We start from the raw sequence: 22,865 nt of genomic DNA on the forward strand, positions 1-22,865 counted from the left end.
GGTATCATGTGAAAAGGAGCCTGCAGTCCAATTCTAAATTTTTTCACACATTCCTACAGTAACGCAGCGCAGCATCTTAGGTTGACTCAGCCAGGGGCGCTTTGAGAGAATCAGGATATGGACATCTTGGCGAACATAGCGGAACGGAAGATCCAGGAGGCGATGGCGCGCGGCGAGTTCGATAATCTCCCCGGGCGGGGCAAGCCCTTGGTTCAGGAAGATCTTTCCGGGGTTCCCGAAGAGCTGCGCATGGCATACAAGGTGTTGAGGAATGCCGGTTGCGTGCCGCCCGAGGTCGAGCTGGTAAACGAGGTGCAGTCGCTCAGGCGACTTCTGCTCAACCTCGATGACGGCGAGGAGCGTCGCAACAAGCTCCGCGAGTTGAACTTCAAGCTGATGAAACTCGAAATTGCCCTGAAGCGCCCGGTTCGTCTTGACCTTTTCCCACTGTACCAGGAGAAACTGGTGGAAAGGGATAAGTAGCAATTCAGCAAGCAGCAGTTCCCGCCCCAGATCTTGTCTTCCCGAGTCCCGGCCCCACTGTTGGCCACTCGTCCAGTTCCCTGCGCGTGCCACTAGTGCCTACGGTAACGATGCCGTTTACCGCTGGTTCCTCACCCATCACCACGATTGACGAGCCCTAAAACAGAAAAGGCCGTACCCAATGAGGATACGGCCCGTTAAACTGTTTCAGGTGCACGCTTGGAAGAGTCGTGAAGGGATCCTTGTTAACCGTCGTGTCGGAGGCCCTTCTCCGGATGGGTGCCCGGTGCCCAAGCATCATCCTTCGACTGCCGTTCTGCTGTTCTCCGTCAATCGTGAATCGTCAATTGTCCAATGTCCTTTATTTAGGTTCCACCGTGGTCGTCGTGGTCGTCTCCTTCTTCACCACCTTCTTGGCGTGGTGTTTTTTGTGATGTTTTTTGTGGTGTTTCTTGGTCGTTTTTACCTGTCCGGTGTCTTTAGTCGTGGTCGTGGTCGTCGTGCCCGGTTCGGTAGTGGTCGTGGTAGTCTCGGCAATTGCAACCGACGCAAATAAGGCCGCGATGAGCCCCGCCACCAGAGATGCAAGAATGCGCTTCATATCCGACCTCCTTCTTTTTTTCTGTGACCATATTAGCACTTTCCAACCATAGAATAAACAACGAGCAGCTGGTCCGCATCCAACCACCCGGAATTTTCCGCCACCCAACCCGGAAATGCGTAGCGGCCTCTGCTCCTTTGTCGATTGCCTTTCCCTTTCTCATGGGTAAAATTAGCCAAATCCAATTTTTCACCACGGTAGCAGATCAGGGTGAGGAGGGCACGATGAATGAGGAAACCGTCTATTCTCAGCAATTCATCCAGTCACTGATGGAGAACATGGCGTGGGGGCTTATTCAGCTCGCCACGGACGACGAGGGAAACCAGCAGATCATGACCCGCAAGGCAGACGACCTCATGTACCTGCGGATCATAAACAGCAAAAGAGAAGTCGTCTTTCAGGTATCTGGCGAAAATATCGATGCATTGGGTAGCCAGATGGTATTGGCCTGCCTGCACAAGATCAGCATTGAGAAACTGAGACAACTGCACAAGACCCCTCTACGACGCCCTCTGCAGGCAGTCTAGCCACAGGTAATGGAAGGGATATAAAAAGGAGGGGACCACGATGAGCCAGGACAAGAACATGGACCAATTTTTCGAGGCAATGGCGTTGCAATTGGTGCAGATTGCTACCGACAATTTTGAAGAAAAAGATATCCTCCTGCACAAGCAGGGAGATCTCGCCCACCTGGAGTTTCGGGCAATGGACGGGGAAGTTCTGCTGAAAGTTGTCGGCAGGGACAGCAAGGAAGTGGCGGCCCAGTTACTGTTGGCCTGTTTTCACAACCTGAGCATCGAGCATCTGGGCGCCATCCACCTAAGGCCCCTCAACAACAGCCTGCAGTCCCAGGGAAAGAAATAGCCATCCTCCCGGTTCGCGCCCCGGGAAACCGGCGGATCGGGAGGAGCCGCAGCGCAGATCGCCGCACCCGCCCGGCTTCATACATCAAAACGAGAATAACCGCTGAAAGAACCTCTTCACCTGTCCTGTGAAACTCTTGTCGACTTTCCTCTGCATCCCGGAGATATCTACCGATTCCGCAAGGGCACGCCGATATTCCCCCTCGCTCAGCACTCCACGCTGCTTCAAAAGAAAGAGGATCTGGTTCGAGCGTTTCAGTACCCGGTCCATGTGCCGGTACGGGTTGTAGGCCTTCTGCGGCCCCGGGAGCATGGCCGCCAGAAACGAACACTCCCTCGGCGTAAGCGCTTGGGCCGGCTTGTCGAAATAGTAGCGCGCGCCGTGCCCCACTCCGTAGACCATCGGTCCCAACTCCACGATATTCAGGTAGAGCTCCAGGATCCGTCCCTTGGTGAGTTCCTGTTCCATACGTTTCGCGAGATAGAGCTCCTCGATCTTGCGGGTGAGCGTCTTCTTGCGCGACAGGAAAAGGTTCTTTGCCGTCTGCTGCGTGATCGTCGAGGCACCACGAGCGAAACGCTTCTTCTCCAGGTCGTAGCGGATCGCCTCCTTGATTGCCTTAACATCCACCCCGCGGTGCTCATAAAAATTGGCGTCCTCTGCCACGATCACAGACCACTCCATCTCCACGGGAATGCGTTCGGCGGACACCCAGCGTGGATTGTCCGGTCCGACGACAAACGGGTGCAGTTTCCCCTTCCAGTCCCTCACCTCGATAGTCAGGCTGACAGACCGGTCTGCGAGGCTAGCCACCGACGGCAGCCGATAAATACTGATCCCGATCCACCCAGCGTAGAGCAGCACAAGGAGAGCGATCAACGCTGCAAGCAATTTAAGTATTCTCAAATTAATTTACCCACTAAAAACAATCAGTTTTTGAGTATCAGAGATTCGCCGTACTGACTCAGATCATGACAGAAGCATATATCTGAAACAAAACATTTCCACCCCTACCAATGAAAGACCTTGTAAAGTCCCAGCACAAAAGCAGGTTCGTGTAGCCCCTTCCAGGCATAACCATTTTTTAATTTACAAACAATTAAACATGAAATATATTCCGCACCAGAAACTGTGCTTGTAAGACAATATCCACCAACAGATCATAAGACTATAAAGTACATAGATAGAGAATTACAGCGGTGTGGCTATAAGTTTTTTACTGATCGGGTTAAAGACCGACATTCTCTCAGCCGGAGTCCCGCATTGTTTCTGCTGCGTGGAAACGAGCAGGATGTGCGGTCGATTGTGGATTGTACCAAGGCAAGGCCGAGCTATAGAACTGGCTGCAGATTCAGATCCCTGGTGCACCGTTGCACCGGCACCAAGCATCCTGCTGCAACCGGTGTTGTCTTGATTCGCTGGACCAAAATACCTTTCAATTTGCAAGCCCTGCCGATCGGGAGGAAACGTGGACGAAGATGTTGTGAATTTGCTGTTGCAGGTTGCCGTGGAAGGTTTTTGGGACTGGAACCTGGAAACCGATCTTGCCTACTTAAGCCCCCGGTTTTGCGAGTTGACCGGTTATCAATCTGATGAAACCGTTTTCAACAGCGCGTTCTTTGCCAGCATCATCCACCCTGAAGATCGGGAAAGCGTGTTAACCAAACTCCGGGAGAATCTGAAGAGTAGCCAAGATGAATCGACCCTAGAATATCGGATGATCTCAAAAGATAGCGGCTTGCGCTGGATTGAAGGCAGAGGAGTCATCGTAAAGCGGGATGAACGGGGGAAACCGCTGCGGATAATCGGCACTATCGTCGACATCTCGCACAAAAAACAGGCCGAAAAGGATTTGCAGGAGGCAAAGCAACTTTACGAGACCCTCTTCCGCCTCAGCCCGGAAATTCTGACTCTTACCTCTGAAGATGGACGCTACCTCGCTGTCAACTCTGCCCACGACGTCGCCACCGGGTATTGCTCTGAAGAACTGCTGGGACGTTCCTGGGCCCAAACGGGTATTTGGCCCGATGCAAACCAACGGCGGCAAACTATTGAAATGCTGGACAGTGCGGGAATCGTGCACAACGCGGAGGTGACCTTTTGCCGTAAGTCGGGGGAGAGCTTTCCTGCCCTGCTTTCCATGGCACGCGTGGATATCGGTGGCAAACCATGCGTGGTCTCCGTGGTGCGGGACATCACCGCACGCAAGCAGATGGAGCAACAACTGAGAACCAGCGAAGAGTGGTTCCGCAGCATCATGGCACTTTCTCCGGATGTCATCAGCTTACTCGACGAACATGGTGTTCTGGTCTACAACTCCCCCGCCGCCTTTGCCATCCACGGCTACGTCGAAGAACTCGAAGGAAGAAATACCTTCGAGCTCATTCACCCGGATGACCGCGCGGCGGTTGGCGCAGCTTTCGAAACTCTCATCAATAATCCTGCCGAGTTCACTCCCGTTCAATACCGTTACCTCAACAAGGATGGCAGCTACGTCTGGATGGAGGCGACCGGAAGCAACCAACTCAGAAATCCACTCATCAAAGGTATTGTGGCAATCTCGAGAGACATCTCCGAAAGAAAAGAGATCGAGGAACAGCGCCTTAAATTGGAACGTCACCTGCTCCAGGCCCAAAAGCTGGAAAGTCTCGGCATCCTGGCCGGTGGCATAGCTCACGACTTCAACAACATCCTCACCGGCATCATGGGAAACATCTCCTTTGCCAAACTGTACATGGATCCCTCGGAAAAGGCCCAGGAACTTCTTGATCGGGCTGAAAAGGCAACCCAGCGAGCTGCCGACTTGTCACGGCAGTTGGTGGTCTTTGCCAAGGGGGGAAAGCCCGTGAAACGCGTGATGTCGTTGCAACGGGCGGTGGGCGACGCCCTGGCGTTGACGCTGACCGGAACCAGCGTCAAAGGGGTGACCGAAATCGAGGAGGAGCTTTTCGCGGTAGAGGCCGACGAGGGACAGATCAGCCAGGCTCTGCACAACATCATCATCAACGCCGTGCATGCGATGCCAGGAGGCGGGAGATTGGTAGTACAGGGAGAGAACGTCACACTCAAATCTCCCAACGTCACTGGCTTGGCGGCGGGGTCCTATGTCAAGCTATGTTTCATCGATGAAGGTTGTGGCATTTCCCCGGACGATCAGGAAAGGATCTTCGACCCCTACTTCACCACGAAGGCAAAAAGGTCCGGGTTGGGGCTTGCGTCCAGCTATGCGATCGTGACCAATCATGGGGGACATATCACGGTCAGCTCAACCCCTGGAGCAGGATCTACCTTTACGTTGTACCTTTCCGCATTGCCACGAACATTTTCAGAGGGTGAAGAGCGCCCCAACGGTAGCTTCGGGTGCGGCAGGGAACTCAACGTTCTCGTGATGGACGACGAGGAGGTGGTACGGGATCTGGTCAGGATTGCCCTGGAACACTCAGGCCACAAAGTGGAGACCTGCAACGACGGCGAGGAGGCTATCTCCATCTATGCCGCAGCTATGGAAGCGGGCAACCGGTTCGACGTAGTTATCATGGATCTGACGGTTCCCGGTGGCATGGGAGGATCCGAGGGTGCACGCCATATACTATCCATCGATCCCGAAGCCAAGTTGATTGTCTCGAGCGGCTACTCCGAGGACCCGGTCATCTCGAACTACTCGGTATACGGATTCTGTGCAGCAATCGAAAAGCCTTACAAGGCGGATGAACTGGCAAGCCGGTTGGAGCGGGTGCTCGTTTCGCCCAGGTAGGAACTTAAAACTGCACGTTGCGCTATTCTTTCAGACCGCTACCTGGGGTTCGATTCGTTTCGCACGCGATGAAATCGTTTTATGTGCGTTGGTTTTGTTAAACGCCGAGATGAAATCGTTTCGTCCGAGTTTGTTTTGTTTCGCGCGAGATGAAAACGTTTCGCGTGAGTTGGTTTTGCTAAACGACGAGATGAAATCGTTTCGTCCGAGTTCGTTTCGTTTCGCGCGAGATGAAAACGTTTCACGCGAGTTGGTTTTGCTAAACGCCAAGATGAAATCGTTTCGTCCGAGTTCGTTTCGTTTCGCGCGAGTTGGTTTTGCTAAACGCCGAGATGAAATCGTTTCGTCCGAGTTCGTTTCGTTTCGCGCAAGATGAAAACGTTTCGCGCGAGTTGGTTTCGCTAAACTCCGGGATGAAATCGTTTCGTCCAAGTTTGTTTCGTTTCGCGCGAGATGAAAACGCTTCAAGTTACGTTTGACCGGAGAGGAAGGATTCGCTGAGGCGCTTGCTACGCGGGAGATGAAAGAAGCGGTTGGTGGTTGGAAAGAAAAGGCCTGTCGTTGTTAACGACAGGCCTTTTGCTGTTATACGATGACCAGGCTTACCACTTGTGACCAGGGGCCGGGACCGTCAGGCCCGTCCGATCTGATCCTGAAGAAGTACTCGTTGGCGGACTCCAGGTTGTTGAGGATGATATTGCCACACTCTCGATAGTGGCCCCCCGGTGTGCACCAGCTCTCCTCGGAGGCGGGGTGCCCCTTGCAGATTTGCAGGTGGTAAGGCCCGCCCATTTTAACATGTTTGCCCGCGAGGATCGCGGTACCAGATTCGACACCAAGCCGTGTCTTTTTGTGCTTGGCAGTTAGAACTACCGGCACGGACGTCGGAGCGATCCGGTAACTGGAGCGCGCGGTCTTGAGCTCCTTGAGCGGCAAGCCGGTATTCTGTAACAGCGACGGATCCTGCTTCTCGATGGCCCTCATCACCACGTAGTTGATGATCAAAAGGATATCGAGCTCCGCCCGCGCCCTGACCTGGTCGCGCTGGGCCTTCATGTCCCGGTCCCCGCGGTCTGCGCCCACTCCGAACTCTTTAAGTTTTACCAGGTGATTGCGCAGAATGAGGTAGTTGGGAACGTAAGACTCCCAGTTGTCCCGGAAGAAGGAGTGAACCTCCAGGGCATCGGAGGCGGTGGTGAGGACCATGTGCAATTCCGGATAGGTCAGCCTGCGGAGGTTCGGATCGAAGATATCGTACTGCTCTGGTATTGGCATCGGATCACCTCTCGACAGCGGCATAGATTGGCTGTTGCTAATCTTACGACAGCTTTCGTACGTTGCAAGTGCCGCTCGTTTTTTTGCCAACCTTTTTCTCCGTCCTACGATCTCGACAGGGATGCATCAATCCGCTTCGAGGCCGAAACGACGAGTGGGCGTCCCCTCCGGGGACGCCCACTCACCTATGCTGCCTGTCTGGAGGCAATGTTTTTCTGAAGGAAGGAACTACGGTGCCAACTCTGCCAGAATCTCCTTGAGGTGGTCGACATGAGACTGCAGGTGATATTCCCCCAATGCTGCGATCAGGCCGTCCAGGGTCGGGTGGTCACCCAAAGGAGAATCTTTCAGCTTCGGGATGTACGCGGTACGTCCCAACTGCTCGTCGGAAAGCTCCGTTGCAAACCTCGCGATCCCCTGGTACTCCTGCTCACATTCCCGCACCAGTTGGGCGAAACTTGTGTTCGCTCGGGCCTCGGTGAAGAAGGGATCTTCGGTCCTGAGGTCAATGGTCGGGGTATCTGCGGTAAGGAAGGGTGTGAGTATCGGCAGGTGGCCGGTCCCCTCCGGCCCGCAGAGATGCGAAAGGATCTCCTTGGGTGACCACCGCCCCGAAGGGGCACGAGATGCGGTGGCTTCGTCGATTCCGTTGCAGACGTCTTTCAGGTTGGCTATTTTTTGCAGGATCACCTGCGCTAGCTGTTTGCCACGTGGACTGGCCATGGTGGATCTCCTTTTCCCTCTAACTAAATACAGGTACTGGGTTAAAGAATATCACTTTGCCCGCAATCCGCGAAATTCCGGTGCTCGCCTTCACCTCGCCAGTTGCCGTCCCCCTTCTTCGCACCAACCGCAGCGTGTGCCGTGTGTCTTGAAAGTCCCCCTCCGCTTTACTCCTTGGCAGTAACCTTGACGGTCCCCTTTTCCAGGTGCAGGTTTCCCTTCAGCTCCAAGCGGTAGACCTTGCCCGTTTTCCATTCCTTGTCGAAGCCGAAACGGCTCCCGCCCTGCCCCTTCCCGCGGCTGGCGTCTATGAAGAGCTCGCCACCGATATAGCGCAGGGTCAAGGTGCCAGATTCTGCACCGGCCTTGGCAACGAGTTCCCGGGTCTCCCCTTCCTTGAGGCGCAGCACCGCCTTCTCGACCGGCTGGTTTTTGCCGCGGACCTTCAACTCGCCCGAGAGCAGCACGACCTCCACACTGCGGGGCGCCCGCTCGGCCAGCACCGGCGGCGGTTGACGGGGGGCGGGAGGCTCGTGACGCGGTTTCTCCCGCTCGATCACTATCGGCGGCCGCGGCGCCTCCTTCTCACGCACGATCACCACCTGGGGCGCCGGTTCACGCTCCCTTATGACGACCGGAACATCCTCCCTGACGATGACAAACCTGGGGCGTTCCCTTTCGTAGCGCGTGGAGCGGTCGTGCACCTCGACGAAGACATCGACCCCCTGTAACGCAAGCGGTCCGGAAGTGCCGGTGTCCGCGTAGAGCAGCCCTTTCCCCCAGCGGCGCTCATACTCAAAGCGCACCCCCTCGATGATCAGCGCGCCCCCTGAGTAGCTCGCCGTCAGTTCCACCGCTCTTCCCTGGTAATCGGCAACCGGGATCTTGACGGTTTCGCTATCGGCAATGGTAAAGGTGAGCGGCTGGTAGTGGTGATGGCGATCACCGATCCTGATGCGGCCACCCTGTAGGCGTACCCGGATCAGTTCTCCGTACGCCCCCCTCCCCTGGTGCAGTGCTTCGATGCGTTCCTGCCGTTCCCGCTCCCGTGCCGCCTGCCGCGCGCGTTCTTGCTCCCGTTCCAGGGCCTGGCGTCGCGCGCGCTCCTCCGCGGCGCGCCGCTGTTCTTGCTGTTCACGTTCATAGGTCCGCATGGCCTGGATACGTTCGGGCTCGCTCATCCGGTCCCAGCTTTCCTGAGGAACGCCGTACAGGTAGGGGGTGCAGGCAGCAATAAGAAGTAGGACCAGAAACAGACAGGCTTTGCGCGTGAACATGGGGGACTCCTGTGAGAAAAGCGTTTTCCGCACCATCCGACTTCACTCTTTCGGCGCTTTCAGAATTATCCGACAGCAGGCGCCGAAACTTTAGCGAAAATGCTTATGGCAGAAGCAGATAGTGGACGTCGAGAGATTGAAGGCCGGCACTGGCCTCTGGGCATGTCGAGACTACCTGAGCGCATACCAGCAGACAAGAAGAAGCCGTCGTGCAGCGGAAGGCCGGGATACGCACGGTCAGGGCAATAGTGACGGCTCGTGTGGAAATAGACGGCCTGTCTGCAGCGTTGCATTTGTTATAATCCGAAGGAGAGGCACCTGAGGCAGTTTCTGTTAGCAGTTTATCTTACGGGAGGATGTCATGGTGAAGCCAGCGAAAAACACCATTTGCATTTGGTACGATGGCACTGCCGAGGAGGCAGCGCGGTTTTATGCGGAGACCTTTCCCGATTCATCGGTCGACGCGGTGCACCGTGCACCGGGAGACTTTCCCTCAGGAAAGGAGGGGGTCGTATTGATCGTCGAATTTACCGTGATGGGCATTCCCTGCATCGGACTCAACGGAGGTCCGGAGATCAAACACAGTGAGGCCTTTTCCTTCCAGGTCGCAACGACCGACCAGGAGGAAACCGATCGTTACTGGAACGCGATCGTCGGCAATGGCGGCCAGGAAAACGCTTGCGGATGGTGCAGGGACAAATGGGGGGTGTTCTGGCAGATCACTCCGGTCGCGCTGACCGAAGCGGTCACCGATCCCGATCGCGCGGCCGCCAAGCGGGCCTTCGAGGCGATGCTGCAGATGACCAAGATAGATATAGCGGCAATAGAGGCAGCACAGCGCGGCTGATGACGCCAGGGATGTCCACCAAAACCAAAGGCCTGTCGTTCATTCACGACAGGCCTTTTAGCGTTCGTGACCAGCTCAGATCTTCCGCCAAAAGCGTCCCTCCGTGTTGATCCCATCCCCCTCCTGTCCTCCCCCTTGAAGGGGGAGGGACGCGTGCCACCAGTGTTTGCCCCATCCCCACCCCGACCCTCCCCTTGAAGGGAAGGGAGAGCGGAAGGTTGCGTTAATCAGGTAGCGTATGAGATGACGAGGTGATGGGCCACACAGGTTATGGCAATGGTCCCGCCAGTCCTATTTAGAGGGATTATAGTCCGTCGGCCTTGCTGACGGCACAACAAGGTGTTGATATTCCGGCGGGGACCGGCTATCTTCCAGTTTTGTTTTTTCCTGATGAGCACCAACCTTCCGCGGAGCTGGCGGAATTGGTTCACATCAGGCCCGATTTTCAGAAATGCGATTTTGAAAAGGACCAGGAAACGTGACCAAGAACGACGCCCTCTACGCTGCGCCCCTGCAGGAAATCATCGATTTCCAGTTCGACGAACGGGTCGTTGCCGTTTTTCCCGACATGATACAGCGCTCGGTTCCCGGGTACGGGATGATCATTGCCAATATCGGCATCCTCGCCGCGAAGTACGCCCAGGCTAATTCGCACTGCTACGATCTCGGCTGTTCCCTCGGGGCCGTGAGCCTCGCCATGCGCCAGCGCATCAGTCAGCCGGGCTGCGACATCATCGCCGTCGACAACTCCCCTGCCATGATCGAGCGCGGCCGGGAACTCCTGGCCCGTGATACCTCCTCACGTGTTCCCGTGACCATGATCTGTGCCGACCTAAAAGAGGTGACGGTCGAGAACGCCTCGGTGGTGGTCCTCAACTTCACCCTGCAGTTCATTCCGCCGGCGCAGCGTTTGGAGTTGATCCGGTCGATCTACGCGGGTCTCAGGCCGGGCGGCATCCTGGTACTGTCCGAGAAGATCGCCTTCGCGGACCCCGCGCAGCAGCAGGTCCTTATGGAGCTGCACCACGATTTCAAGCGGGCCAACGGCTACAGCGATCTCGAGATCAGCCAGAAACGAACCGCACTGGAGAACGTGATGATCCCCGAGACCCTGGCATGTCACCAGGAGCGGCTGCAGGAGGCCGGTTTCTCGGCCTCCTACCTCTGGTTCCAGTGCTTCAATTTCGCCTCGCTGGTCGCACTCAAATGACCTATTTCGATTCCCTTTACCCGCATTTGGCAGAGCTCGGCCAGGAGGCCTGGGCCGAGCAGTTGCGGGCGGTCCTGCCGGAGAGGCTGGCTGAACGACTGGGCGCGGTTGAGTCGCTACCCGAGCTGAAGCCGTCCGTCATCGAGCTTGCCGACTCCGTTACTATCGGCTCCAGCTACGATCTGGGTGAAAGCACCCGGGACGGCTTGATCGCCCAACTCCAGGGTTTCCACCCCTGGCGCAAAGGTCCCTACCGTTTTTTCGGTGTCGAAATCGACACCGAGTGGCGCTCGGACTGGAAGTGGGAGCGCGTAGTGCCGCACATCCAGCCGCTCACCGGTCGCCGGGTCCTCGACGTCGGCTGCGGCAACGGCTATCACGGCTGGCGCATGCGCGGCGCGGGTGCGGCGTTCGTATTGGGGATCGAGCCCTTCCTGTTGTCGGTACAGCAGTTCCTGGTGATGCAGCACTACCTGCGTGACCCGCGGCACCACGTCATCCCGGTCGGCATCGAGGAGGTGCCCCAAGATATGGCCTGTTTCGACAGCGTCTTCTCGATGGGGGTTCTCTATCACCGTCGTTCGCCCCTCGACCACCTGTTCCAGCTCAAGGGGTGCCTGCGCCCGGGTGGGGAGCTGATTTTGGAGACACTGATCGTGGAGGGGGACCGGGATACCGTCTTCGTGCCGCAGGGGCGCTACGCCAAGATGCGCAACGTCTGGTTCCTCCCCTCGATCGCCGCGTTGACCCTGTGGCTCGAGCGCTGCGGTTTCACCGACGTCGCCTGTGTCGACACCAACCGTACCAGCTGCCAGGAGCAGCGCTCGACCGAGTGGATGCGCTTCGAGTCGCTGCCGGATTTTCTGGATTCGCGAGATGCGGGGAAGACCATCGAGGGGCACCCTGCGCCGGTGCGGGCGATATTTACCGCGACGCGACCGTAGGAAAAGCGAATTTAGCCACGGAGCCACCAAGAACACGGAGAGAAAACCTGCAGACGCAGCTCGCCACAGCACAGAAGTGGCGTCTCCTGTGAACAACAAAAAACTTCCCAACGTGTTCGGCCCTCTATCGTTAACACATGAGGCCGAACCGGTTACCAGGGTTTCACTCGCCGTTCAGGTTGTCCGCACCAAAGTACCACCCTACGTTATTTCTCCGTGCCCTTGGTGGCTCCGTGGCTGACTGATTTTTGATTTTTTTTGGTGTTTGCAAAAAAGAACAGGGAAGGAGGTCTACATGCGCTATATCAATACCGACAGGATCCTGGCCGCTCAATTGACTACGCCGGCGGAGAACCCTCTTCTGGGGGACGACACACGACTGGTCGATGCCTGGTTCGACGGCACAGGGGTGCACAAGCAGCTTTTCAAGAAGGTGACGAAGCTCGAGCAGGAAACGCTCGCCCGGGACCTGGAGAAGAAAGGGTTCATCCGCGCCGGAAACCTTCTCTTCAACCCGCGTGCGGTGCTTTTCGCGGAAATGGAACACGAGATCGTGGGGGGCGTCGTCACGATTGGCTACCAGGGTAACGGCAACCCGGTAGAACTGAAGATCGACAGCATGGCATTCAAAGCGCTCTGCTCGCAACTCACCGCGGCGCAGGACTGACGGGACCGACCGGCGCCGGACCGGCTTTGCCCGGCAGGGCCTTTTGGTAAAACTGCACCAGGGCCTTCCGGTAGGGGGAGTCGGCCTCGGCGAAAGCGCCAGCATGCGTCCCGCCGGGCACCTGCCAGAGTTCCTTGGGCTCGCGGGCCTTCTCGTAGAGTTTCAGCCCCTCGGAGATCGGGACGATGTTGTCCTGGGTCTCATAGATGAGCAGTAATGGTACGGGGGAAATGGCGGCCACTGCGTCGAGCGCACTGTAGCTGTCGCCGATCAGCAGGTAGGAAAGCGGCCAGCGCAGCAGGGAGAGTACAGGGATCTGGGCCATCTTCTCCCTGACGATGCTGCGGTAGGAAGCAAAGGCGGACTCGACGGCCACCGCCTGCACCCGGGGAGTCCCGGTCCCCCCAAGCGCCGCGATGGCGTTGGTTCCCCCCAGACTCTGCCCCAGGACCACCAGCCGCTCCCGGTCCACGTCGTTTCTGCCAGCCACGTAGCGCAGCGCCGCCTGGGCATCCTCGAAAAGCCCTGCGCGATCAGGAGCACCGGCAGACTTCCCGTAGCCTCGATAGTCGAAAACGAACAGGTTGAAACCGGCCCGCGGCAGCCAGTAGACGTAGCTGAAGTGGGCCGTCATGTTCTGGGCATTGCCGTGAAAGTGGATCACCGTCCCCTGCGGCACGCCAACGGCGGGGATGAACCAGCCCGAAAGCTTGGTGCCATCGGAACTGGGAAAGGTCACCTCTTCGTAGGGGAGCCCGACCTTCTCGGGGGTATGGTACACGTTGCGGCCCGGGTAGTAGAAGAATCTCCCGAGACACCCCTGACAGCAAAGCAAGGTGACAATCGACACGATGCGCACACACCACCTGTACATGAAGCACTCCTCGATCGGCACATCCGGTCCGAAAGGTAACTGTCGGCTGCAATAATAGCCCCAGCCTGCCCTGGAGTCCACCGGACGCGCACTCTGGGGCAGATTCAGGCCCTCTCTTTCGGCCCCGATACATTATTTCCCCCCAACCTGAAGAAGCCTTCCCTCCGCACTGGTCTTACCAATTATTTTTTATAAAACAGAGTGCCGACGATTCTGACCGGCTAACCATCCGCGAGAGCTGCCGATCCCCCCGAGCGAGCGCTTTTTCCAGGCGCCCAGCAAAACACCGTTAGCCTCACGTCCCTCCCGTCAGCGGCGTACCACGCCGTAAACATTGACGATTTACCCTAAAGGAATCAGGTATTTCTCCGAAGGGCTTTCCTGACATGTAATACCTGCACCTATAGATATGGAAACAGGAGGAAACGGTGAAAAATTGGACCATCGGTAAACGGTTGAGCGGGGTATTTGCGGTAACGATCACCCTGTTTGTAGCGAGCATCGTGTACACGTCGTTCGAGTTCAGCAAGATCCAGAAAAGCAGCAAACATATCTCGGATGCCAACCTGCCCAAGATCACCCTGATTACCAACGCGGCCAATGCCATCCAGACGATAACCCGCACCGTGGCCCTCTATGCGGCCATCCAGGATCCCGAGTTCCGCAAGACCGCCCGTGCCACGATCGACAGCGAGCGCATGGTGTACCGCGACGCCATGAAGAAGCTGGAAGACACCCCGGTTGCCGACACTCCGGCCGGCAAGAAGTACAAGGAGCAACTGGTCGCCTTCAAGGATGCCATCAAGGAGTGCTCGGCGCTCAACAACAACGTGATCGAGGCTGCAACCTCGGGGCACCAGGAGGAAACGGTCCGGGCTCTCAAGGCTGCGGCACCAAGCCTGGTGCGGGTCAACGAGGCCTCCTCATCGCTTCTGAAGTCGCAACAGGACGCCGTTTCCGGCCGCATCAAGAACGACATCGTCGGCGCGCTGGGCGAGGCGCAGACCGCCCTTTCGGTGATCAGCCTGCTCGTGGTGGCGATCTCCGCCCTCTCCGCCTGGCTCTTGATCCGCAGCATCATGAAACCGGTCAACGCGCTGGCGGTGGTTTCCACCCGGCTCACCACCGGAAGCCAGGAGCTTTCCGCGAACGCGCAGACCATGTCCCAGGGTGCCAGCGAGCAGGCGGCTGCCGCCGAGGAGGCCTCCTCGAGCATGGAACAGATGAGCGCCAACATCCGGCAGAATGCCGACAACGCGGCCCAGACCGAGAAGATCGCCATCAAGTCGGCCGAGGCAGCCAAGGAAGGGGGCAAGGCGGTCGAGGAGACGGTCGGCGCCATGAAGGAGATCGCCTCCAAGATCAACATCATCGAGGAGATCGCCCGACAGACCAACCTTTTGGCCCTGAACGCGGCTATCGAGGCGGCCCGCGCCGGTGAGCACGGCAAGGGGTTTGCAGTGGTGGCAAGCGAGGTGAGGAAGCTTGCGGAGCGCAGCCAGCGCGCAGCCGGCGAGATCTCGGAGCTCTCCGCCAACAGCGTGAACGTTGCGGTGCGGGCGGGCGAACTGCTCTCCAGGATCGTCCCGGACATCCAGAGAACCGCCGAACTGGTCCAGGAGATCAGCATCTCGAGCCGCGAACAAGACTCCGGCGCCGGGCAGATCAACAAGGCGATCCAGCAGCTGGACCAGGTGATCCAGCAAAACGCCAGCGCAGCGGAAGAGATGTCCTCGACCGCCGAGGAGCTGGCCGGCCAGGCGGTGCAGATGCAAAGCGCCATCACCTTCTTCAAGGCAAGCTCCGATGACGCCGGTTACCTGGCACCGCAGGCGCAGGTGAGACGCAGCGCGGCACGGCCGGCAGCCGCACCCAAGAGGGTCGCGGCCCCCATCGCGAACCGCCACCAGGGTGTCGAGCTGGAGATGGACGAGAAGTTCGAGAGGTTCTAGACAGGGGGAGGCAGGTCCCGAAGTTCCTCTTCCAGCCCCAAGGCCACCCGACGATCCACGGCGATCTGCACACAAAACGGCACCCGGTACTCACCGGGTGCCGTTTGTCGTAAGGTGCCGGGAGCACCCTCGCCGGTCCTCTCCCCTCCTCTCCCCTCCTCTCCCCTCCTCTCCCCTCCCCTCCCCGGGTTTCACGAGGGAGGCTGTTCCTGCGCCTCGGGCGGTTCGCCGGCGTCTTCTCCCCCCTGGTATCCGAAGAAAATCTGTTTATGCAGCGCCTCGGCCCAGTCGGGGTTTTCCGTTTCCCTGCCGTTGGTCGGCGTCTGAGCCTGCTCCCACTCCAGCACCTGGTTGCGGTCTTTTCCGATGTCCCGGAGGGTGAGGGTCAGGGTCTCCTTGTTGTAGTCGCAGATGTACCAGCTGCGCGCCGGCCTGGTACCGAACACGGAACTTAACGGGAAGGGGTGGGATATCTCGTTGGTGGTGTAGTTGTAGAGAGCGGCCTTCTTCCCTAGCCGAAGCATCAAGGTGTTGGTCTCGGGACTCAGCGCGATTTTGCTGTGGTATTCGGCAAAGAAATAGCAGCACGGCGAGTTGGGATAGGTTACCCGGTTTTCGTACCCGATGAGGTCGGCCCTCTTCAAGATGGCGCGGTCGAAGTAGTAGAAATGCCCCTTCGCCCTATCGACTTCCCAAACGTCCTTCGGAGACAGGTCGAGGCTGTACTCCGGTGTCAGGTTCTTCACGCAGAATTTCATGAGGTCCTCGCTACCGATGATGAACTTGTCCGGATAGCAGGAAGTCCGCACCATTTCGATCCGTTTCTTGTTACCTACTCTCACGGTGGCGGCCTGGCTTCTATTCCCCAGCTTCTTGCGCACCACTCTTCCCGGACCGGTATCGTCGACGTCCCAGATGACGACGTAGTAGTCGGTGCTCCGTTCGGAGGATAAGAAGACGTAGACCGGGAAGTCGTCTCCGCTTTCGCAGAATTCCCTGATGTCGACACAGGCGGTGAAGGCACTTTTCTCGTCACTGAGCACCGCCCGCCATTTATGCACGGGATTCTTCGGGTCGCTTAACAGGAAGGTATCGTCCGACGGAAGCGCGTCGTAGAGGTAGAGCTCCTTCAGATGCGGCGAGACGTACCTCCCGGCCTGCAGCTTTTCGAGATCGACGACCACGAGGACATCGTCTTGTTCGCGCAGCAGGATATGGCGGTCGGTCGAGCCGATCCAATACAGGGGAGGATTGTTGAAGAAGTCGGGTTGGAGCGTCTCGGAGAACTCGAGCCGCAGGGGGGTGCGTGCTATGGCAAGGTCTGCGGCGATCTCCGCATCGAAACCGTCGAAGACCTCGTTATGGGTTGGCAGCGCCGCTCTCACCATGGCGGCCCTGTCGTGCATGCCTGATCTGACGAAGTACTGGTAGGCCTCGAGGAGTTCCTCTTCCTTGTCCACGGGTATCAACTCCGCAATGCGCGCCTCCAGTTTCCGGCCGATTTCCACGCGCTCCTCCAGGGGAAGGTGGATCATCGCCTTGCGGGCCGCACTGGCAAAAGCCTGGGCCTGGCTCAGCGTGGTACCTTCCCGGTTTGCCGCAACGAGGATCCCCTCGACCTCTTCCCGGGCGCGGGCCTGCTCCCAGGCAAGAGCCCGGTCGTAGACCTCGTGAAACTCGCGAAACTTTTCGAAGTAGTGCTTCACCCGTTCCAGCAGGTCGAGGCATCCCGCGGGCTGGCCCGCTTTGAACGAGCTTATGGCTAACACCAGATCCAGCCAGGCCTGGCGGGCATTCTTTTCCGGAAGCCTCTGCAGCCGGCGGTTTCCCAGCAAGAAACCGAGATAGGGGGAGAGGGAACGGGCTTCCCTGCACAACGCGTCCAGGTCCGTGTGGCTCTGCAGCCACCAGGCGATCTCGAAGGCCTCCGGCCAGCGGGCCTCGATTACCAGGGCACGCAACTGCTCGAGGCGGCTTTGTGCCCGTGCCTTTTTCTGGTTTTCACGCTCCCGTGCGATGGAGGCGGCGATGGTCGCCTCATGGGGGCGGTCGCGGACCAGCAGTTTTTCCAGGAGCTCCAGCCGCGCCTCGCACCCTTCGGTCTGCGCGAGACGCTCCCACAGGATGGCAACTTCGGCGGCTTCCCGGTCTGCAGAGATCCCGGCTACGATTTCGCGCGCCCGCGGGTCGTTCGGGGAGAGCTGCAGGACCTGGCGCGCCAAAGCCTCGGCCTCGGCCAGGTCGGCGCCTTGCAGCGCGGTGTAGGCCTGCTCGAGCAGCGGAGCCACCTGCGCCTGCAAGGCCGCTTCGACTTCCCGCTTCAACCCTTCCAGCCCCCCCGCATACCCTTCGGTCTCCTCGGCCGCCAGCAACAGCTTGTAGGCCAGGGCCATGTTGGCATCCCTGCGTGCGATGTCGGCATAGGCGACCAGGGACTCCTTGTCGAGTTCCTTGCGGTGCAGCTCGTCAAAAATCGCCCGGGCCTCGGGGAAGGCGCCGCTCAGGTAGTAGGCCCGTGCCAGGAGCGCCCGCAGCCTCGCGTCGCGCAAAAACTGGTGCTGCTGAGCGAGCACCAGGGCGACCGCCTGCCGGTAGGCCCCCATCTCCTCAACCAGGGCACGGACGGCCCTCTCGAGAGTGGGGATGTCGTCGCGGTCCGAGATACCGATGCTGCACAAGGCCTCCTCCGCAGCCGCGAATTCGTAGTCGGCAAGAAACTCCTGCGCCCGCTTCAAAAGCTCACGGGGAGTCTGTCCCAGGTCGGGAGCCTCCTTCCTGGTCTTGCGGTTTTTTTTCGCGGGGAGCTGCTCGGCAGCTTCGGTTTCGCAACCGGCCTGGTCGAGTGCCCTTAAGGAAAGGGCCGCCAGTGGGGCGTGGCAGGCATCGATGGAAGGGAGGGCCGCATGCTTGATGAGGACGATCTCGGCGTTGAGGGGATGGGGGACCAGCCGGAAGGTTTGTCCGTAGTGTTCCAGCAAGAGGTTCTGCAGTCGCGACTTGATCTCGTACCCCCTGAGGCGCTGCGCCTCGGAGAGGCAGGCCGTGGTCGGGTTGACCTTCTTGATCAGGGAGATGAGGTCGAGTGAAGAAGGGATGAGCGAGGAGTCCAGCGTTTTCAGGGCGTCTTGCACAGCGGCTTGCCAGCTCATAGCAGCGTCTCCTTTGCCTGATAAATTTGGAAATTTTAATATCATATCGGGCCGTGTCAAAGAGGATGCGTTGAACCGGGGGAGAGAAGGCAGGTACCTTTTGCAGGGGAGGAAAACCTGGGGAAAAAACGGGACTCGGAACAGGCGGAAAGCCCCGGCCGAACCGGGTCCGGGACCGTTGCTGCGGGAAGACTCACCGGTCGTCAAAGGGAGCGCTCGGCAGCCGAAAAGATCCCCCGCGGGAAGACAAACACCGGTAAAGGCCTGGTTTTACGAACTGGCGATGTTGTGACGAGGGTCACCAACGGTTCCCGGGCGCCTGTGCTACCGTCGCTGCAACGAAAACGAAAACGGAATACCGATAGACGACAATACTAAAACTTCCGCGAGGAAGTGACGGAAAGCCTAAGGGTCTCACCGAGACAGCCGGGTCGCCGAAATATCACAACTGCTGATATCAGGCCCCGGTTTTTTTGCGTCCGCAGTACGGACCACGGAGCCGAACAGCACCGAAAAAGGAGAGTCCATGAGGGAACAGGAATCAGCCTCCCCGGCCAACAGGCATCGGAAGAGAGGCACTACCGGGCAGCTTGCTGCACCAGCCCGACGACCGTAACCGTCACACACGCAAGGAGGCTACAAGAGTTTATGATGCAAAAAAGCTATGTACATCGAATCAACCGACCCGCGCGAATAGCGTGCCTCGTGCTTTTCATCGCTACCCTGATAACGGCACAGCTGCTCCTGAACGGAGTCACCGCGCACGCGGCCCAGGCCACCATGTCCTGGTCCGCTCCGACCACCTATTCCGACGGCAGCGCTCTTTCCGGCCTGAAAGGGTACAAGCTCTACACCGGCACGGCCAGCGGAAGTTATTCCAACCCGGTAGATGTCGGCAACGCCAACTCCTACACCATGACCGGCCTGAACGACGGCGCCACCTACTATTTCGCCGTCACCGCCTACGATAGCCTGGGTAACACAAGCGGCTACTCTAACGAGATCAAACTCACCACTCCGGCAACAGCGGGAAGCGGCGGGAGCGCCTCGGCCTACACCGTGACCGCCTCGGCGGGGAGCGGCGGCAGCATCACCCCCTCCGGGGCGACCGTGGTCTCCAGCGGTGCGAGCCAGGCCTACACCGTCACCCCTGCCACCGGCTACTACATCTCCAGCGTCACGGTCGACGGGACCCAGGTCGCCGCGAACATCGCCGGCGGAGCCCCGTACAGCTACAGCTTCACGAACGTGAGCGCCTCCCACACCATCGCGGCCAGCTTCGCGGTCCGCTCCTACCACATCGTGGCGAGCGCAGGGAGTAACGGTACGGTCTCCCCCGCAGACACCTGGGCTGTCTACAACACCTCGCAAACCATCAGCATCACCCCGGCCAGCGGCTACCAGGTGGCCGACGTGACCGTGGACGGGAAATCGGTAGGTCCCGTCACCTCCTACACCTTCAATAACCTGGCCGCCGACCACACGGTAGCGGCGACCTTCGGCAACCAAGGCTACACCATCACGGCTTCGGCCGGGGCTAACGGCTCCATCACCCCCACCGGTACCGCTACCGTCAGCGCGGGGAGCACCCCGACCTACACCGTCACTCCGGCTACCGGCTACTACGTGGCGAGCGTCACGGTTGACGGCACGGCAGTGGTTTCCAACATCCCCGGCGGCGCAGGGTACAGCTACACCTTCACGAGCGTCGCAGCATCCCACACCCTCTCCGCCAGCTTCGCGATGCGCTCCTACCACGTGGTGGCGACCGCGGGGACCGGTGGTTCGGTCACCCCGCCGGACAGCTGGGTAGCCTACAACACCTCCCAGACCATCGGCATCACCCCGGCGAGCGGCTACCAGGTGGCCGACGTCGCGGTGGACGGGAAGTCGGTTGGTGCCGTCACCTCCTATACCTTCAACAACCTGAGCGCGGACCACACTGTCGCGGCGACCTTCGCCGCCGGCTACAGCATCACTGCCTCGGCAGGCGCCAACGGCACCATCACCCCGACCGGGACCAGCGCGGTCACCGCCGGCAGCAGCAAGACCTACACCATCACCCCGAACACCGGTTACTACCTGCAGAGCGTGGTGGTCGACGGCACGACGGTGGCCTCCAACGTCCCCGGCGGTGCAGCCTACAGCTACACCTTCAATAACCTGAGCGGCAGCCACACCATCTCGGCAACCTTCGACGTGCGCTACTACAACATCGCGACCACGGCAGGGACCGGCGGGAGCATCACGGCGGGGAGCTGGGCCCTCTACAACACCTCACCGGTAATCACCATCACACCGGCAAGCGGCAAGAAGATCGCCTCCGTCACGGTGGACGGCGTCTCCGTCGGGGCGCTCTCCAGCTACACCTTCAGTAACGTGAGCGCCGACCACGCCATTTCGGCCACCTTCATGTAATCCACCCGGCGACCGGCTCCCGGCGGTTTCGACCGAAGGCACCCTGAAGGGCGCGCCGCAGGAAGCCCAATCATCGACAGGCACGCCGCGTGCCTTGCACGAGCAGCACGAGCCGGCATCCGGGACCGTCGTGTCCCGGTGCCGGCCCCGCACGGGCTGCACACAAAACTGTGCACAAAACATTTAACGGAACAGGAGATACTAGATGTCTGTAAAGAAACCTACTCGAATGCGTCAGGTCACCATCCTGGGCATGCTGGCCGCTCTTTTGATGTGCTCCTCGAGCTGGGCTGCAACCTACTACGTTGACCCCAACGGCAACGACACCTCCGGCAACGGCAGCTCGACTTCCCCCTGGAAGACGCTCTCCACCGCCTGCTCGAAAGTGACCAGCGCCGGTAACACCATCTACCTCAACGCCGGTACCTATACCGACAACAACCGCTGCAACCTGGCGCTGGGTGTCAACATCCAGGGTGCCGGCAAGAGCTCGGTTACCATCAAGACCGCCTACAACGGCGGCTGGGGCACCGGCTACATCTTCCGCCAGACCTCGCCGAGTTCCCCGGTGGTGCACGGCAACAACGAGATCAGCGGCTTCACCCTGGACGGCAGCAGCAAGACCCTCTCTGCGGGTATCTTCATCCGCGGCACCGACCAGATCAACATCCACGACATCAAGTTCCAGTCGATCAACAACAACGCCATCTGGCTCGAGGGGTACTACGACTGGTCCAACAACACCATGGTCGAGCCGCCGGCCTACGGCCTCAACGACATCATCCACGACGTGGAGACCAACGACACGACCACCTCGGCGAACAACGGTCCGGGTGAGCGCATGGGCGCCATCAACATCGGCGGCATGGGCAACGCCCAGCTCTACAACCTGACCATCAACGAGAACATCCCCGGCAGGGGTACCGGGGTGAAGTCGGTTCCCGGCTGGTTGAAGAACTTCAAGGCCTACAACTGGACCGTGAAGACCGACGTCACCGACACCAACGCCTTCGTCTTCGAGATGTACAACTTCCTGGGCGATTCCGAGATCTACGCCTCGACCTACTACCACACCCTGTCGCTTAACGGCGGACCGCAGAGCCTCTCCGCGGGGAGCACCTGGAACCTGAAGATCCACGACACGGTCACCGACCTGACCAACGTGAACCTGCCGGGGGTGGTGGGGCACGAGCTGTCGCACAACTACTTAGATTTCTACAACAACTACATGGCGGGGATTCAGGGGAGGGCCGCCGGTCTTTGGAGCACCAACTACACGACCGGTTCCGGCGTGACGCACTGGAGGTTCCGCAACAACGTGGTCTACAACTGTGGCGACGGCCTGCACATCGTCCGCGGCAGCAACTCGTACGTGGAGATCTACAACAACACCTTCGATACCATTACGGCCAAACCCTGGGGTGGCAGCGGCATTGATGCAGCGGCCTTCTCGGGTTCGCTGTCGGGTACCAAGATCCAGAACAACCTGATCATGAACACTGCGGCTGCCCCGATCAGCATCGGCGGGTCGATGAGCAACACCCTCGTGGACCACAACTGGTTCTACAACACCGGTAACGGCAACACGGTCGCCAACTCGAGCTCCAGCACCACCCAGACCAACAACACCAAGGGTGTGGCTCCCCAGCTCGCCGGTTCCGGCGTCAGGCCGGACCCCTACTACCGCAGCGCAAGCGGCACCGGCAACCTGGTCGACGCCGGCATCAACGTGGGGCTCCCCTACTCCGGCAATGCGCCGGACATCGGCAGCTTCGAAGGGAAGCGCCTGTCCGCACCGGTTCTTAGTCTCAACTAGTCCGCACGCTA

20 protein-coding genes and 1 riboswitch are annotated in these 22,865 nt (G+C 59.1%); of the genes, 12 read left to right on the plus strand and 8 right to left on the minus strand.

The features are described from left to right. The first annotated feature begins 117 nt into the window (after window positions 1-117). A complete protein-coding gene (locus H7688_RS08355; RefSeq protein WP_183360618.1) occupies window positions 118-483 on the plus strand; it encodes a DnaJ family domain-containing protein in 366 nt (121 codons plus the stop codon). A gap of 361 nt (window positions 484-844) precedes the next feature. Here the strand turns inward: H7688_RS08355 and H7688_RS08360 are convergent, their stop codons facing one another. Then, on the minus strand, window positions 845-1,084 hold the full coding sequence (locus H7688_RS08360) for a hypothetical protein (RefSeq protein ID WP_183360619.1): 240 nt from the start codon (window positions 1,082-1,084) through the stop codon (window positions 845-847). A 224-nt stretch (window positions 1,085-1,308) separates the two neighbouring features. Between H7688_RS08360 and H7688_RS08365 the strand changes: the two genes are divergently transcribed. Both H7688_RS08365 and H7688_RS08370 read left to right on the plus strand, forming a co-directional pair. Beyond that, window positions 1,309-1,611: a hypothetical protein gene (locus tag H7688_RS08365; protein ID WP_183360620.1), complete on the plus strand. Its 303-nt coding sequence runs from the start codon at window positions 1,309-1,311 to the stop codon at window positions 1,609-1,611. 40 nt (window positions 1,612-1,651) lie between these two features. Continuing rightward, entirely contained in the window at window positions 1,652-1,948 is a 297-nt protein-coding gene (locus H7688_RS08370; RefSeq protein WP_183360621.1) for a hypothetical protein, read from the plus strand. 84 nt (window positions 1,949-2,032) lie between these two features. On the opposite strand, the gene H7688_RS08375 is transcribed toward H7688_RS08370, so the two are convergent. Beyond that, window positions 2,033-2,812 (minus strand): transglycosylase domain-containing protein, encoded by a 780-nt coding sequence (locus H7688_RS08375; RefSeq protein WP_308470305.1) that lies wholly within the window; start codon window positions 2,810-2,812, stop codon window positions 2,033-2,035. A 604-nt stretch (window positions 2,813-3,416) separates the two neighbouring features. Between H7688_RS08375 and H7688_RS08380 the strand changes: the two genes are divergently transcribed. After that, window positions 3,417-5,702, plus strand: a complete 2,286-nt coding sequence (locus tag H7688_RS08380) for a hybrid sensor histidine kinase/response regulator (protein ID WP_183360623.1) — start codon at window positions 3,417-3,419, stop codon at window positions 5,700-5,702. Between the two features lie 30 nt (window positions 5,703-5,732). Here H7688_RS08380 and H7688_RS08385 read toward each other — a convergent pair whose 3' ends face one another. The 4 genes from H7688_RS08385 to H7688_RS08400 all read right to left on the minus strand — a co-directional run bounded on the left by H7688_RS08385 (window position 5,733) and on the right by H7688_RS08400 (window position 8,977). Further along, entirely contained in the window at window positions 5,733-6,134 is a 402-nt protein-coding gene (locus H7688_RS08385) for a hypothetical protein (protein ID WP_183360624.1), read from the minus strand. A gap of 153 nt (window positions 6,135-6,287) precedes the next feature. Then, on the minus strand, window positions 6,288-6,977 hold the full coding sequence (locus H7688_RS08390; protein WP_183360625.1) for a hypothetical protein: 690 nt from the start codon (window positions 6,975-6,977) through the stop codon (window positions 6,288-6,290). Between the two features lie 228 nt (window positions 6,978-7,205). Further along, on the minus strand, window positions 7,206-7,700 hold the full coding sequence (locus H7688_RS08395) for a maleylpyruvate isomerase (protein WP_183360626.1): 495 nt from the start codon (window positions 7,698-7,700) through the stop codon (window positions 7,206-7,208). 167 nt (window positions 7,701-7,867) lie between these two features. Continuing rightward, window positions 7,868-8,977: a hypothetical protein gene (locus H7688_RS08400; protein WP_183360627.1), complete on the minus strand. Its 1,110-nt coding sequence runs from the start codon at window positions 8,975-8,977 to the stop codon at window positions 7,868-7,870. A 361-nt stretch (window positions 8,978-9,338) separates the two neighbouring features. Between H7688_RS08400 and H7688_RS08405 the strand changes: the two genes are divergently transcribed. The 5 genes from H7688_RS08405 to H7688_RS08425 all read left to right on the plus strand — a co-directional run bounded on the left by H7688_RS08405 (window position 9,339) and on the right by H7688_RS08425 (window position 12,645). Then, complete coding sequence (locus H7688_RS08405; protein ID WP_183360628.1) at window positions 9,339-9,824, plus strand: VOC family protein; 486 nt, start codon at window positions 9,339-9,341, stop codon at window positions 9,822-9,824. Between the two features lie 320 nt (window positions 9,825-10,144). After that, window positions 10,145-10,306 carry a hypothetical protein gene (locus H7688_RS08410; RefSeq protein ID WP_183360629.1) on the plus strand — a complete coding sequence of 54 codons (162 nt, stop codon included), beginning with the start codon at window positions 10,145-10,147 and terminating at the stop codon, window positions 10,304-10,306. Then, window positions 10,303-11,034: a carboxy-S-adenosyl-L-methionine synthase CmoA gene (gene cmoA, locus H7688_RS08415; RefSeq protein WP_183360630.1), complete on the plus strand. Its 732-nt coding sequence runs from the start codon at window positions 10,303-10,305 to the stop codon at window positions 11,032-11,034. Before H7688_RS08410 ends, cmoA begins: the two co-directional genes overlap by 4 nt. Then, window positions 11,031-11,978 carry a tRNA 5-methoxyuridine(34)/uridine 5-oxyacetic acid(34) synthase CmoB gene (gene cmoB / locus H7688_RS08420; RefSeq protein ID WP_183360631.1) on the plus strand — a complete coding sequence of 316 codons (948 nt, stop codon included), beginning with the start codon at window positions 11,031-11,033 and terminating at the stop codon, window positions 11,976-11,978. The genes cmoA and cmoB overlap by 4 nt, the downstream gene beginning before the upstream one ends. 295 nt (window positions 11,979-12,273) lie before the next feature. Beyond that, window positions 12,274-12,645 carry a hypothetical protein gene (locus H7688_RS08425; protein ID WP_183360632.1) on the plus strand — a complete coding sequence of 124 codons (372 nt, stop codon included), beginning with the start codon at window positions 12,274-12,276 and terminating at the stop codon, window positions 12,643-12,645. Here the strand turns inward: H7688_RS08425 and H7688_RS08430 are convergent. Beyond that, entirely contained in the window at window positions 12,626-13,519 is an 894-nt protein-coding gene (locus tag H7688_RS08430; RefSeq protein WP_183360633.1) for an alpha/beta hydrolase, read from the minus strand. The two genes, H7688_RS08425 and H7688_RS08430, sit on opposite strands and share 20 nt — an antisense overlap. A gap of 428 nt (window positions 13,520-13,947) precedes the next feature. Between H7688_RS08430 and H7688_RS08435 the strand changes: the two genes are divergently transcribed. After that, the gene (locus tag H7688_RS08435) at window positions 13,948-15,471 is read left to right on the plus strand and encodes a HAMP domain-containing methyl-accepting chemotaxis protein (RefSeq protein WP_183360634.1); all 1,524 of its coding nucleotides are present in this window, start codon (window positions 13,948-13,950) and stop codon (window positions 15,469-15,471) included. 191 nt (window positions 15,472-15,662) lie between these two features. Here H7688_RS08435 and H7688_RS08440 read toward each other — a convergent pair whose 3' ends face one another. Further along, window positions 15,663-18,620, minus strand: coding sequence for an ATP-binding protein (locus tag H7688_RS08440; protein ID WP_183360635.1), 2,958 nt, complete (start codon window positions 18,618-18,620; stop codon window positions 15,663-15,665). Window positions 18,621-18,983: 363 nt separating this feature from the next. Further along, window positions 18,984-19,059, plus strand: a riboswitch (cyclic di-GMP riboswitch). 266 nt (window positions 19,060-19,325) lie between these two features. On the opposite strand from H7688_RS08440, the gene H7688_RS08445 reads away from it, so the two are divergent. Both H7688_RS08445 and H7688_RS08450 read left to right on the plus strand, forming a co-directional pair. Further along, on the plus strand, window positions 19,326-21,038 hold the full coding sequence (locus H7688_RS08445) for a beta strand repeat-containing protein (protein WP_183360636.1): 1,713 nt from the start codon (window positions 19,326-19,328) through the stop codon (window positions 21,036-21,038). Window positions 21,039-21,267: 229 nt separating this feature from the next. Further along, entirely contained in the window at window positions 21,268-22,854 is a 1,587-nt protein-coding gene (locus H7688_RS08450; RefSeq protein WP_183360637.1) for a right-handed parallel beta-helix repeat-containing protein, read from the plus strand. Window positions 22,855-22,865: the final 11 nt, after the last annotated feature.

The organism is Geomonas limicola (assembly GCF_014193675.1).
Taxonomy (GTDB): Bacteria; Desulfobacterota; Desulfuromonadia; order Geobacterales; family Geobacteraceae; genus Geomonas; species Geomonas limicola.

Coding starts and splice junctions, on each gene's coding strand:
- H7688_RS08395 (WP_183360626.1), bottom strand. CDS start 7,700: ATGGCCAGTCCACGTGGCAAACAGCTAGCGCAGGTGATCCTGCAAAAA.
- H7688_RS08360 (WP_183360619.1), bottom strand. CDS start 1,084: ATGAAGCGCATTCTTGCATCTCTGGTGGCGGGGCTCATCGCGGCCTTA.
- H7688_RS08390 (WP_183360625.1), bottom strand. CDS start 6,977: ATGCCAATACCAGAGCAGTACGATATCTTCGATCCGAACCTCCGCAGG.
- H7688_RS08425 (WP_183360632.1), top strand. CDS start 12,274: ATGCGCTATATCAATACCGACAGGATCCTGGCCGCTCAATTGACTACG.
- H7688_RS08450 (WP_183360637.1), top strand. CDS start 21,268: ATGCGTCAGGTCACCATCCTGGGCATGCTGGCCGCTCTTTTGATGTGC.
- H7688_RS08370 (WP_183360621.1), top strand. CDS start 1,652: ATGAGCCAGGACAAGAACATGGACCAATTTTTCGAGGCAATGGCGTTG.
- H7688_RS08365 (WP_183360620.1), top strand. CDS start 1,309: ATGAATGAGGAAACCGTCTATTCTCAGCAATTCATCCAGTCACTGATG.
- H7688_RS08355 (WP_183360618.1), top strand. CDS start 118: ATGGACATCTTGGCGAACATAGCGGAACGGAAGATCCAGGAGGCGATG.
- H7688_RS08405 (WP_183360628.1), top strand. CDS start 9,339: ATGGTGAAGCCAGCGAAAAACACCATTTGCATTTGGTACGATGGCACT.
- H7688_RS08430 (WP_183360633.1), bottom strand. CDS start 13,519: ATGTACAGGTGGTGTGTGCGCATCGTGTCGATTGTCACCTTGCTTTGC.
- H7688_RS08440 (WP_183360635.1), bottom strand. CDS start 18,620: ATGAGCTGGCAAGCCGCTGTGCAAGACGCCCTGAAAACGCTGGACTCC.
- cmoB (WP_183360631.1), top strand. CDS start 11,031: ATGACCTATTTCGATTCCCTTTACCCGCATTTGGCAGAGCTCGGCCAG.
- H7688_RS08400 (WP_183360627.1), bottom strand. CDS start 8,977: ATGTTCACGCGCAAAGCCTGTCTGTTTCTGGTCCTACTTCTTATTGCT.